The following is a 14,116-nucleotide window of genomic DNA, read 5'->3' on the forward strand; positions in this document are numbered from 1 at the left end:
CCTACTTTCCAAGGGTTATGCCATATATATCAGAATGAATCTTCTGATCGAATATATAGACTTCTTGGTGGTCTGTTTCCACCATGCGAAAGTCGTATTCATCTTCTATATCATTAAATTTTTCATATTTTTCTTGTATATGGGCGGTCATCATCGCTCTGTACACATCCATACCATCTTTATAAATGTAATCACAAATGCCATAGACAAAATCTGTGTACTTTTTATCTGCAAAACTATGAGACTGAATAAAGTCCTTGTGTTCCTCAGGTGTAAAATCATCATCATCAAGTCCTCTATCAGAGTAAATACTCCAGTCCCAAAGGCGGTCTATCATCCACTCTGTTTCAACAGGATTGACAGATGAATCATAGCCTTCAATTTGACTATATCTTCGTTCTCGTTTCTCTGGTCCGTAGGAAATGAGGAAGATGATATTGCCACCACCATGATCTTTTTCAGAGATTCTGATTCTTAATTGTTCTGAATCAGGTTGGGGCATAAACTGCAAATTCATATTGTGTTTTTGTGCGTGGTAAAGAAGTGCTTTCATGATAGTCACACCTCGACCATTTGTCACTTCATCTAGGTCAACATAGTTATACAAATCTTCTCCATCATCATGTTTGCCAATCACATCATCACGCACCATGATATGTTTTGTATCAATGTTGTAATACCACTGATCTCCCCAGTATTCGGCAGTTTTAGCATCTTCATTACTTCTAGCAATTTTCGACCTTTTGAACATTCTAGGATTTTCTATCAGCAAATTATGAAATTCTTCATCTGTCCATATGTTGTCATTCACATTAATGTCTGTGGGCTTTTTGATTTCGCCATATGGTGTTGAAAAATCATATTCAGCGGTTTCTGAATTTGACGTATCTTCTTTTGAAGCTTCAGCTTTCTGATCCGCTTCATTTTCTTCTTGATCTGCGACATAAGAATTTGCTTCATCGCTGCTCTCTTTATTCTCTGCATGAATCCCCATAGCATTCCCAAGAATAACCTCACGCTCTTCCTCAGTCATCGGATTTTCAAAATCCCACGAAACACCTTTTAATAGCCCCATTTGGAAGGCTGTGTATATAATGTCTTCACTTTCACTTGTTTTTCTATTGTAGGCTTCTTCAGCGCTTTTAACCTCAAAGCCTAGGCCTTTTACGAGTTGCTTTGTGTATTCTAACTTTGAAAGTTCTGCTGCAAAAGTCATTTGTCCCATAAGCAGTGTGCCTGTCAGTAGTAGTGCCGTCATTTTCTTAAACATAATATTATCCCCCTGATTGATCAGTCATTCACAAAATACTATTTAATACCATATTTTACATTAGAAAATACAATGGTTAATTTACTGGATATTTTTTACATGGTTCAGTATATCATAAATAGCAGGACTGAATCAAAGTGAATTCTATTTATAATTTGTCTCAAAAACATAGAAAACCAGCCCACACGGCGCATACCCGATAGGCTGGTTGCAAATTTATCCCAATTCATTTTTAAAGGTACAAGCACTTGCTAGGTCAAACTGATACATTGAATTTTTAAGGCACTTATTTGACCTTGACTCAATCGCTTAGAAAGGTCTCTTACGAGCAATCAACTAAAAATTTCCGTAGTCCTGTACATCATAAAAGTCAACTAATGAAGACTTTTCACAATTTCTGAATATGCTTCTAGCATTTTTTTCTCATCAAAATGAATCTCAGCTCTTTTTCTAGCCGCTTGTCCCATCTGGCTTCTCAGAGCTTTATCATCCATAAGTGTCTGTACACATTCAATCAGAGCCTTGCTATCCTTGGCTTCGTATAGAAGCCCCGTCACACCCTCTTCAATAATTTCTACATTCCCCCTGATCCGTGTGGCAACTGATGGAATGCCTGAGGCACATGCCTCAATAAGAGAAATAGACAAGCCCTCTCGATAGGATGGCAATATATTGATATCCCATTCTTTGATTAAACTAGACACATTTTCTGTGTAACCGTGAAATATCACTTTATCATTTGCAACACTCTCATCTTTTGTAATCTCTTTCACTCTTTTTTTATAATAGGCTGCATCCGGTCCAGTGCCTACCACCACAAACTTAATATTTGGTGTGTATAAGTTTTGTTTGATCAATTCTATAAATTCTCTATATCCCTTTTCATGAACGATTCTAGCTGAAATTCCAACTGTTACGGTCGCCTTTTCTTCACCAGAAGCTTCGCCCTCTAAACGCCCACTTGGGGAAAACTGGTCAAGACTGACCCCATTGTATATAAGCACATTATTCTCGCAGTTTGGCCACTTGCTGGCAATATTATAATCATAGCCATTCACATATGTCGTAACATCTGCGAACCTATGAAAGAAGCGTTCAATCATATAGGTGACCTTATCACGCTTTGACCCATCCATTTTGAAGTAGTATCCATGAACTGTATGAATCACTTTCATTTTAGGACAAATCAATTTCAGGGCGCGAGAGTAAATCCCACCTTTTGTCGTATGAGAGTGAACCAAGTCAATGTTTTCAGACTTCACATATTTTTTCAGTTTTAAAACACTTATTAAATCCTTGTAGGGATGGATGCTTCGTCCCATCTCTTCTATATGGTCACACCTAAACCCTAGTTCATCAAATCGCCTTTTGGTTTCTAGATCATTTGCCATAATAATGACATCGTGTCCGTCCTGACGCAGTTTTATTGAAATCTTAATAACCATATGAGTGGCACCACCAAAGGCTGTATTGCCTAGCAATTGTAGTATTTTCATTTTATCTCCATACCATCATTTTATCTTGGAATTTATCTTATTTGAACGACTTTCATACTATCATTTAAGAGTCCTTGTCATATCATGTATAAATATTTATGAATCAATAATTCTATTTATGGTATGACGAGGATATAGATTAGTAATTTTACAAACGCTTGATTCATCCAGTCGTTTTACGACCCGATACACTAAAATTAATTTAATTTCCTAAATCTAAAAGCTTCCGCTAAATTTTGATAACAGAGAGTCTAATCTTTGTTCAATTGTATCTGTCTTTATGGTCCTAATCAAGTCACCTGCATGCTTATTAGCTTCCATTCAAAGTTGGAACCAACTCGTTTAACTTGCTAAACCCAATTAAAATTTAAATTGAGTTGGATTTTATAAAACTTGATCCCTGTGGTTAAGAAAACCGGCCGTTTTCATTTTAGAAAGTTTTTTAGCAAAACCCCATCACAAATTTATTAGCCCCATCTAGTAATTTTTTTCCACCTGACTTATAGTTACCATGTTAAGATCTCTATAGCCTTCATTTGAGGATACTTGACAATGTAACTCACCTTATTTGATTTCCTATATGACCATTCCACTAAACTTGATAATCCACAGCATTGCAAGAAAATCCACCTTAAGCGCATCATTTTTTACTCCAATTTTCAAATTGTTATAAATTTACTATTGGATTTTATTGGAATTTATAGTAATATAAATACATAAAATTACTTTATTATAACGTTTTGTAAGTAAAAGGGAGGCATTACCAATGAAAAACTTGAATGAGGAACAAGGCGCAAACTTGATAAAAGAAACTCCAGAGGCATATGATGCTTGTATTATTTGCAACTCCAATAGCAAAGTTGTTTCTTTTAAGGACAAACGAATTTGCAGGTCCTGCATTTCAAGTGCCATTCTATTAAAATGATCTCTATTTAAGAAAAGCGTAATAAAAGACAGGACATTATAAAATAAGAACGTTAAAAGACAAAGACATGCTGTCGGTGAGCACGTCTTTGTCTTTTCTTTGTTGTCTTTCCTTTGCTGTCTTTTCTTTGTTGTCTTTGTCTTTTCTTTATAGCATTCCCTTAAGTTAATTGACCATTTTATCAAGCCAATATCCACTGAAGACAAGATCAACTGCTTTAATATTGAATCTTGATTTACATGCTTACTTATTTATCAGCTGGCACTCAACCAAAATATTTCTGATGAGAGCCGCCGCTTCAGCGCGTGTTATGGACTCTTTTGGTCTTAATAGATCTCCATCGCCAGAGATCACTCCACTCATAAGGAGATTTCCAGTTGCCTCTACAGCCCAGTTTGATACTTGGTCAGAATCTAAAAACTGGTTAACCAGCTTATCTGAGAGCACATTTTCTCCCGTGTATCCACCAAGTTCCATGGCCTTATAGGCAACGGCAAATGCTTCTTGCCTTTGAATGGTGCTTTGCGGTTTAAAGGATCCATCTGGATACCCAGAAATGAGCGCATACGCCTCGGCGGCTGCCACAGACTTTGCAAACCAATCTGAAGATTTAACATCAGAGTAACTTGCCGCTGACTGGTCTTTTCTTAGTATACCCAGCCCCCGTACGATCATGGTCGCAAACTCAGCACGTGTCACTGTGCCATCTGGATCAAATTTCGAATCCGATTTTCCACTGATCACCAGTCTAGACCCCAGATCATTCACAAGGTCTTCTGACCAGTGGTCTTTCACATCTTCAAAGGTCACTTGGTTCCATATTACCGTGTAAACAGAATTGGTTAATGAGTTAATCACAGCAACATACTTATCTCCCAGCTTTTGAACTTGGGTTGGTATATGCATGTATGTGCCGTCATCCTCATAGAGAACCGCTGTTGTGATTTGACCTTGTTCTACTGACTCTGGCAATACAATGCTGCGCTCAACGAACTCTTTAAACTTCTTCACTTCAACTGTTTTAGAATTTCCATCACGATCTATAGCTGTCGCTTCCACCCTAAATCTTACTGGGGTGGACAACATGTTGATTTTTGTGTCAAGGTTTTGTCGAATCAACTGGGATTCATCGTCACTAACATTTTCTATGGAAACATCCACTTTGATTTCAACAAGTTCACTTTCCTCAACATTTAGTGCCCTGGCCACATTTACAATTTCAAACTCTTTGGCTGGAATTTTATAGCCTGCATTGCCCGAATTGATTGTAAGGTCAAACGCATTGTCCTCCATCAGTTTGATAATGTCCCCGGTTAGACCAACCTTTACATCATCTGCTTCATCTGATATTGGAACGACTATAGCGTTTTCTACCTTTTCAGGATCTTCTAGTGCACTGATGATTTCATTTTCAATTGACGTCCTGACCACATCAACAGTGACTGACTTTCTGCCGTTTGCCTCTGAAATGGTCTTTGTTCCCGCGTCTCTTTCTTTACCATTAACTATAACAGTGACATTTTCCCTGTCATCTGTATTTGATGGCGGTGTGTCATTTTGCTCACTAGAAGATGATGAAGAACCCGATGGCTTTCTGACACGCTCCACTTTAAGCGAATAAGTCCCAACTGTCGTTCCATCTTCAGCAGTCACTAAAATTTCAATGGTATTCAGGCCCATATCAAGATCAATAGACTTGCTTTCTCCGTTATTTAGACTTTCCCCATTTATTTCAATACCTTGAAGGGGCTTGCTATTATAGGCTTGTGCTTGTATGGTCATGCGACTTAATGTCGTAATGCCTAAGTCATATGCTTTTACATCTGGATCATAACCACTTATTTCGCTTCTGTTAAATGCCTTTATGGATTCTAAAACCGCTTCATCATTGAGCCTGTAAACATTCAGTGTATAATTCTTAGTCGTAATGCCGTCCTGGGCTGTCACCTTTATGTTAAAGGTGTTCATTCCAATTTCTAGGTCCACTGTAATCCAGCCGTTAGAATCAACCGCCTGATCATTGATCAACACTGTCGAAAACTGACTTGGGTCAGTGTACGCCCTTACATCAACCTGGCTGCCAATAACATCATAAACTGTATATTCCGTCTCCCCAGGGCTAAAGGCTTTATCAAGGTCGTAGCCATCCACCTTTAAATCTGCTAAATCCACATCCGTTACCATGGACCACTTAGCATACAATGTGATATCTGCCGCTGGCATAAGATCACTTAAAACATCCCAAATGTTTTCAAGCGATGCCTCTTTATACCAAGCCACAAAATTATAGCCACTTCGTTCTGGGACACCTGGATCAACCTTTTCTCCGTAGGTCACTGTAATTGCTGGACCTGAAGTCACATCATATCCATAGTCGAGTTCAACTGAATACGTATTGATTTGCCACTTAGCATGGAGGGTTAAATCCTCTGCTGGCATGGTATCGGTCTCAAAATCAACCGGATTCTCAAGGTCTGCATCATAGTACCATCCATCAAAAGTGTAGCCTTCCCTGACTGGAGCTGTGGGCTCTGGTATTTGTGTTAAATAGTCTGCCATAGATGACGATGGAGCTGTTACACCACTGCCCGCATCATAGTGAATCATATAAGGATTCACACCCCATTTTGCGTAAAGGGTCAAATCATTTGATGGCATTGTATCTGTTGTAAAGCTGACGGAATGGGTCAAGTCTTCATCAAAATACCATCCGCTAAATGTATACCCTGACTTTTGAGGATCATCTGGCTCATATAAGAGCTCACCATATCTAACTTCAATGGCACTTGGAGATGTGACATTATATCCATCTTCAAAACTTAAGGTATAATCACTATCAATCCACTTGGCATAAATGGTTAAATCAGAAGGTGGCATTGTGTCACTTGTAAAATCCACCTGTGTGCTCAAGGCTTCATCATAGTACCATCCTGTCAATATATAATCCGGATTGTTTGGGTCACTTGGTTCTTCAAGCAGTGCTCCGTATTTCAGGGTCACAGCCGAAGGGGATGTCACATCCTGAACAGGGTTATAGTAGAGTGTGTAAGACCCTAGATCCCACTGGGCATAGAGGGTCACATCCACATCTGCAATCTCCACAGCGCTTGATACTGGGTAGCTTGCGCCTGTCCCTTCACTATTTCCATTCCAACCGGAGAAGACATAGCCTTCTTTTGTCATTTGACGACCACTGCCAAGGGCTATGGCCTGTGCCCCTGATAAATATGCATTGTTATCAATAGGTGGCTTACCAGAGTCGTGTCCATTGCCTTCATAGATCACCGCGTATCTAGGGGCCAATACCCATTTGGCATAAAGGGTCACATCGCTATCTGTCATAGGTGCACTTAAGCCTGGCAACAAGGTCTTTCCAGTCCCATCTGCTGAAGTGTTCCAACCAGCAAACAAATATCCCGTCTTAGCAAGGTCTGATATGTTGCCTTGAATGGTTACATCAGCATTTTTTAAATAGTCATTTGAATCGCTTGGTACAAGACCACTTTCATGTCCATTCCCGTCATAGGTTATCTGATAGGTTGGGAGGGCCGTCCACTTGGCATAAAGTGTGACATTTGAGTCGGTCACTTCAAGTGTATCGTCTGTTTCATAAACACTTCCACTGCCATCTTGAGCGGTCGTCCATCCATCAAATGTATAGCCAGTGCGCACAAGTTGATCAGATTTTGCTTGGATCGTTACCGACTCACCACTTAGATAGAGTCCCTGATCTTGAGGCACTTGGCCCGCTTCAGCATCATTGTCATCATAGGTTACAGTAAATGTCGGAAGAGGCGTCCAGTGGGCATAGAGGTCTATGTCCGTATTTCCAACGGCAATGCGTTCGCCAATTTTATAGAATGTGCCTTCAAGATCACTAGAGGTGTTCCACCCAATGAGCTTGTAACCATACCTTAGTAAGTGTCCTGAATTGCCTTGTATAAGGAGGGGATCCCCTTCTAAATATGATGTTTCATCCACTGGGACAGACCCATTTTCAGAACCGTTTCCATAATAGGTGACATCATATGTTGGAAGCTGGTTCCAGTTTGCATACAGGGTCAGATTTTCTGCTCCCATTTGGATTTCAGAACCACTTGTATAGTTGGTTCCCTGACCATCTGAGCTTGTATTCCAACCAGCAAAGGCATATCCAGCCTTGGTCAAATTGCCTGTATTATTTAGAACAGTCGCCGTCTCTCCGTCCAGATAGCTTGTGGTGTTGACCGGCAAACTTCCCGCATCACTTCCGTTATCATTATAGAGTATAGCGTATCTCGGAAGTGGGGTCCAAACGGCGTAAAGGGTCTCGTTGCCACTTCCCATCACAAAGCTTTGACCCTCTTTATATTTTGATCCTGTGCCATTTGCACTGGTGGACCAGCCATCAAAAGTATATCCGTATCGAGCAAGTCCTCCCGGATTGCCTTGTGCTGTCACAAGTGATGTGGCGTAGTAATTGTTGTCATCACTCGGTGGTGTGCCACTCTCAGCATTGTTATCATTATATGTGACAGTGTATGTTGGTAGGGCTTCCCACTGTGCATAGAGGCTGACAGGCTGCGAACCCATTGTTAAGGTATCACCTGACTGATAAGTGTCTCCACTTCCGCCTGCATTTGTGTTCCATCCTGTAAATTTAAACCCGGTCTTGGCCAAATCTCCAGCATTGCCCTGGATGCTTACGCCCGCTCCTTCTACATAATCATTATCGTCTTTAGGGACATTTCCACTTTCACTGCCATTTCCATCATAGGTCACTCTGTATGTTGGAGTAAGCTCCCACTCAGCATATAAAGTTATATTTTCAGCGGGCATGTTAAAGGTTTCTTCAAGATCGTAATGGGTGCCCTTGCCATCTGGAGATGTGTTCCAGCCGACAAAAGTATAGTCTGTTTTTTGCAGGTAAACACCCTCATCCAGAACTCTTACACTCTGTCCTTCAAGATACTGAGCGGAATCTATCGGAAGACTTCCAGACTCAGACCCATTTGACATGTAAGTGACTGTATAGGTAGGGAGGGCCGTCCACTTGGCATACAGTGTTATATCTGAACTTCCCATCTCATAGACATCATTCTTTTGATAGACACTTCCGCTGCCTGTATCACTTATGGTCCATCCCACAAACTCATATCCAGTCCTTGCAAGTCCACCAGAGTTGCCTAATACGTTCACATCTGCACCTTGTAAATAGGCCCCACTATCGCTTGGCACTGTTCCGCTTTCATGACCATTCCCGCTATAGGTCACCGTCATGGTTGGCAGGGCTGTCCACTTAGCAAATAGGGCTGTATCGCCCTCAATGGTGAAGGTATCCTCAGCCTGATATGTTGTGCCACTTCCATCTGCTGCGGTGTTCCAACCATCAAATTTAAAACCTGACTTGATAAGACTTCCTGTATTGTCTAAGGCAGTGGCTGTCTCATTTATATTGTAGGCTTCACCGTCTATAGGCGGTGTGCCCGCATCTGCACCATTGGCATTATAGGTCACTTCGTAATCAATGGCTGACCATTTTGCATATAGGCTTGTGTCCTGAGAAAGGGTATCTGTGTCAAAATCCCAAGGCGATGTCAAAGATGCCTCTTGATACCACCCATCAAACACATAGCCCGCTTTTCTTGGTGACACCGGCTGATCTATTGTTTCACCAGCATAAGCACTGGCATCTGCAACTGCGCTTCCTCCATTTGCGTTAAAAACCACCTGGAACGGATCTGGTGTTTGACGAATGACTTCAACTGTATAGGTTTTTTGTGAGTCATCCTGTGCAGTCACCACAATGGATATTTCATTAATGCCAGGTGTGAGGCTTATTGCATCAGATGTTGCCCCACTCTCTAGAGGGCTTCCACCAACTGTCATTGTAGCTTCAGCACTTTCAAGGGTTGGCGTAAGTGTAATGCTTTCAACCGAACTTGATACTGTTGCGCTATATCCCGTTATGGCAGAGTTGACTTCTGGCGCCAATGTGCCAGATGAGATGGTCATTCCAACAATATTGTTGTTGTCTGCCAAGACATTTGTGACAACACCATCAACAAGACTGGACTGATATGTTCCAACCTGTCCACTTGGCCCCCTGCTGTTTGGTAAAAGAACGATGGCATCTGTGTCTCCCGATGCAGGAAACTCATAGTAATCCACACCTTCGGTTCCACCTGGGGAAGGGTTGTCCCCCGTACTCCAGCCCATACGGGCCGCACCACTTGAGCCACCGTACTCTAGGTTCTCATAGATGATTTCAATGCTCATATTGTCCCCACCGATGTTGTGGAGACGAACCTGAAAGGCTGCCGCACCAGTTGTTGAAGTGTTATAGGCAGATACATCATCCCAGGTGACTGTGAAAATTTTATTGACTGTGTCAAGGTCATAGTAGACCCTGTTGCTTCCTGTTGAGGTTCCTACAAGGTTTCCATCGCCGTCATACTCATTTGTGATGCCTTGTGCTGGTCTATGCACACCAATATCTGTCCAGAAAGGCGCAATAATTGGGCTGGTTGCTTCTTCAATCCCAGTTGGTGTAAAGGCTCTATGAGATGAATCGCCTATATTGCCAAAATGAAGTGCCCCATTTATATTGACATCGACTTGGGTGTAGACACCGCTTCCAAATTCAACACCATCAGGGAGCACAGATGTCAAATCAACTGTTTCAAAAAAATCATCTTGGGTGCCCATTGTATGTTCCCCAAAACCTTTTGTTCCTCCAAGCCCATTCACGAGGGCCCTTGGTGTTTCGTACTCATCATAAATGGTGATGTCATTGGAGTCCCACTGTTGATTGCTTGTCACTTCAGAGCCTGCAATGGAAATGTTGGCATCGCTTACGCCATTCTCAATATTATTGTCATAATCAAAGGCTAAGACAATTGTCGCTTTTCTTGAATCAATGTAATCAACAGAGTCTACCGTTGTCCCTGTTGGGAAATTATTGAGGGTTAAATTTGCTGGATTGATACTCGTGTCTGCAAACGTGTCTGAATCCAGATTCATAACAATTTGCATACCATTAATATTGGATTCTTCTATGATGCTTTCTGGCAGGAGTGTTATGCCCCGAACCTTATCTGTCGTAAAGGAAATGGTGTCACTGTAAGACATACCAATTTCATTTTCTGCATAAGCCCTAGCTATATAATCTGTATTCTGTAAGAGACTCGTAGCTGTAGCACTTATTGAAGCAGATGTGCTGCCTGGATAGCTATAGCTGGTAGATGCATATTTTGTTGCACTGGAAAAACCTGTGTCTGCCGCCAGTGTGACTTCTATGCCCTTACTCGAAACACTTGTGCCTCCAGTTTGGGCATAGCCGTTAAGACTCACTGATGTGCTCCCCACATTGTAAGGATTACTCATAGTCACGATCAGTTTTGGAACGCGTTTAAAAACTTGACCTGTGTCAGAAATGGCATACAAAATACCACTTTTGTATAAAGCGTCAAGCATTTTGACTGTGGCTTCTGAATCGTCGCTTGTTTTAACGGTCTCTTGTTCCCAGGCGCTTCCATCACTTGATGTGACAATATAGGCCTTGCCTGTGTCTATGTTTTTTCCTGTTAAAACAAGTGTTCCACTGACATAGTCAAAATCTCCAATATCGACATTGGTATTTGATTGTGCTTGGCTGGTTACCGTATATGACCCTGAGCCTTTGAATATTTCAGTTGTTCCTCCATCAGATCCAGCCATATATTGGTCGGATGATCTTGTGGTTATTTTTTGAGACTTTGTAGAAAACGCATCTGTCTCCCATGCTAAGTCAAAATCTGATCCTGTGTGCACAGTGCCAGATTTGTCTAGGACGATGTACTTGCCATTATAATATGTCATATCTTCAATGCCTGCGCTTATGAAATCCTCATGGGCTTCCTTTAAAGCATACCCTGATGCGTTGACACTAACTTCATAGAGGGATCCTGAATCTGTGGCAAAGACCATATGGCCTTCAGACCCCGAGTACCACGGATTAGAATAGTATCTTTGTGTTTCAACACCTGCTATGATCGGGCTCGAAAGCCCATCAAGAACAGTTGTGAGTGCTGAAGACCCATCGTACTTTTTCACACTATATTGTCCGTTTTTTTGAGAGCTCAAGTATATGTCTGAACCTATGTAATCAAAAAAGTGAATGCTGTCCACATCACTTAAGTCAAGAGACCGACTGGACCAGGAGGTCATGTCGGTGGAATACATTATTTTAGGGTCTCCACTAGACTGGTCTGGACCTATCAAGTAGGCCTTGTTTGAACTTGTGGCCACCCACTCGACCTCTGTTAAGGAACTTAAATTGGTATTCGTTTCTTTCCAAATACTGTCCCCAGTTGGTATTGAGGGTAGAGAGAAAACTGGAACTTGTATTACACTGAACATCAGTGTCAGTATACAAATATATGACACCACTCTTTTTTTCCAATGATTCATTGTATGCCCCTTTCGTTTTATGCCCATAATCTGTCTAGATTATTATATACCACTTTAGTGCAAATTTATTACCATTTTCCCATAAAATATATTTATCCTTATTACATTTTTATAATCACTCGTCATGGAAATCTGCTTATCTTTTGGCAATGCATGCTGTGTGCTTCAGACTCTTGTATTCATTTCATATGGCACCTTAATGCTAAAAATCCCCCAGTTTTTAACTGAGGGATTTCGACTGAATCATTAATGCTTTTTAACTTTGCTAGTGTTTTATAGACTAAGGAGGTACTGTGCATACCTCGTCTTCCTCGCTCGTCCAATTTCAACAATAAGAATAGATAAAACAAGCCCTATTACAATTCCAATGCTATCGATTAAAACGTCTTGAAGAAGACCGGTTCGTCCTGGTATGAAGGTTTGGTAAAACTCATCGAAGCAGGCGTATAGGACACAGCCTATAAAAATCATAATATACTGCTTTACCCTGGATTTATCCCGCATAAAAGCTAGAACAGTGAACATATACAGTCCGCAGTACAAAATGACATGGGCGGTTTTTCTAACCAGATATTTGGGGCTTTTCAGAAAGGCTGAAAGATTAACTTTCATGGTTTCACTCGATTTAATTTTTTCCTGAACCACTGTGAAGGAATCTTCAAAGGGTTTTGAGTCTTCCGCTGAAACTGTGGCTGGCCTTGATGATAGGGACAGCATGAGGATCAGCCAGAGTATGAGTGGGATGTATCTTAGGTGTTTTTTGTTCATTTTTGGTACCTTTCTTGAGTTAGTCGTTCACAGTCACTAAATTTCATTTAAGAGCGCAGGAATATCACTGTCCGTAAGAATTCCAATGGGCATTTGATGAGACTTACCTGTTTCAGTAATTAATATAGCATCAATTTGATGGTCTTCCAGGGCCATATTTTCATAAATCTCTATGGCATCATGGACAGTTGCTTTCTTAGGTAAAAAACGGACTTGTCTATAGCGATCAGAGTATGTTAAGACTTCATCTAGCCGCATATTTTTTATATTTTCTATGGTCATATCAGAATTATTCGAAGACCCTTCCGAATCATCAGAAAGCACCTCAATGAGATGAACTGCAGAAAACATACCAATAAAGCCATCATCGCCAACCACAGGCACTTGGGAAAAGCCCTGCTTTTTCATAATATCAAGAGCCTTGCCAATGGTGTCTGTCTTGAAGACCCTGATAACACTGGTTCCAACCACATCAATCACACGCTTGGGCTTTGTGACTTTTTCATAAATACGCTGAAACTCCTCCATGGCTTTTTCTGTGGGTTCAGCAATAACTTCCCCGTCCCTGTATTCATGGACAATGGCATTTCTAAGTTGTCCAAACTGTTTTAGAGTTGCCCTATACTTTCGAATAACAGCGCTCTTCATGGCCACTTCGTCAAGCATTCTAGAGTAGGACATGTTTCTATCCATAGAATACTTTTCTTTTAGAAAATGGTCTGTTTTATTATATACACTTAAAAATGTGTTTGCACTCGACATTTACTTGCTCCGTTTCTTTAGGCTATGCGATATAAAGGTCCCTAAACTTGCTCCTATTGTATCAATTACAACATCCTTGACGCCAGCACCTCTTCCTGGCACAAAGGCTTGATGAAATTCGTCGCTCATGGCATACAACATGCATAGTGTTATCGTTAGAACTATATTTTTAGAGGCTTTTACACCTTCCATAAAAAGCGCCCGACTGACAAGGCAAGCCAGAACAAAATATATTGTTAGATGGGCACACTTTCTAATCAGGGTGTGTAGAAGACTTTTGGTAATAATGCCACTAAGGGGTGTCATATTGATAACCGACATGACCCACTTGGTTATGGTCCCACTCATTTCGCCAGACTGACTGGCAGGCTGAGCTGAGAACATGAAAATGACAAACATCCAAATAAGGACTGGTAGCCATATTTTTAGTCTATTCTTGTGTGTTTTGTTTTCCTTATTATTCAT

At 41.0% G+C, this 14,116-nt stretch carries 7 protein-coding genes; 1 reads left to right on the forward strand and 6 read right to left on the reverse strand.

Annotated features, from left to right (window positions below; all coding sequences use genetic code 11):
- Position 1 precedes the first annotated feature (1 nt).
- Positions 2 to 1,270, reverse strand: coding sequence for a hypothetical protein (locus tag ACQ4KW_RS19490; RefSeq protein ID WP_430884098.1), 1,269 nt, complete (start codon positions 1,268 to 1,270; stop codon positions 2 to 4).
- Between the two features lie 374 nt (positions 1,271 to 1,644).
- Positions 1,645 to 2,766 carry a glycosyltransferase family 4 protein gene (locus tag ACQ4KW_RS19495; RefSeq protein WP_430884099.1) on the reverse strand — a complete coding sequence of 374 codons (1,122 nt, stop codon included), beginning with the start codon at positions 2,764 to 2,766 and terminating at the stop codon, positions 1,645 to 1,647.
- Between the two features lie 766 nt (positions 2,767 to 3,532).
- On the opposite strand from ACQ4KW_RS19495, the gene ACQ4KW_RS19500 reads away from it, so the two are divergent.
- Positions 3,533 to 3,691 carry a hypothetical protein gene (locus tag ACQ4KW_RS19500; protein ID WP_430884100.1) on the forward strand — a complete coding sequence of 53 codons (159 nt, stop codon included), beginning with the start codon at positions 3,533 to 3,535 and terminating at the stop codon, positions 3,689 to 3,691.
- A gap of 243 nt (positions 3,692 to 3,934) precedes the next feature.
- Here ACQ4KW_RS19500 and ACQ4KW_RS19505 read toward each other — a convergent pair whose 3' ends face one another.
- From ACQ4KW_RS19505 to ACQ4KW_RS19520, 4 genes are all read right to left on the reverse strand, one after another.
- Positions 3,935 to 12,121: an InlB B-repeat-containing protein gene (locus ACQ4KW_RS19505; RefSeq protein WP_430884101.1), complete on the reverse strand. Its 8,187-nt coding sequence runs from the start codon at positions 12,119 to 12,121 to the stop codon at positions 3,935 to 3,937.
- A 273-nt stretch (positions 12,122 to 12,394) separates the two neighbouring features.
- On the reverse strand, positions 12,395 to 12,889 hold the full coding sequence (locus ACQ4KW_RS19510) for a VanZ family protein (protein WP_430884102.1): 495 nt from the start codon (positions 12,887 to 12,889) through the stop codon (positions 12,395 to 12,397).
- A 36-nt stretch (positions 12,890 to 12,925) separates the two neighbouring features.
- Positions 12,926 to 13,651, reverse strand: coding sequence for a CBS domain-containing protein (locus ACQ4KW_RS19515; RefSeq protein ID WP_430884103.1), 726 nt, complete (start codon positions 13,649 to 13,651; stop codon positions 12,926 to 12,928).
- On the reverse strand, positions 13,652 to 14,116 hold the full coding sequence (locus tag ACQ4KW_RS19520) for a VanZ family protein (protein ID WP_430884104.1): 465 nt from the start codon (positions 14,114 to 14,116) through the stop codon (positions 13,652 to 13,654).

The sequence above is a fragment of the Tianxiuia mixotrophica genome (genome assembly GCF_050596425.1).
GTDB lineage: Bacteria > Bacillota > Clostridia > Peptostreptococcales > Acidaminobacteraceae.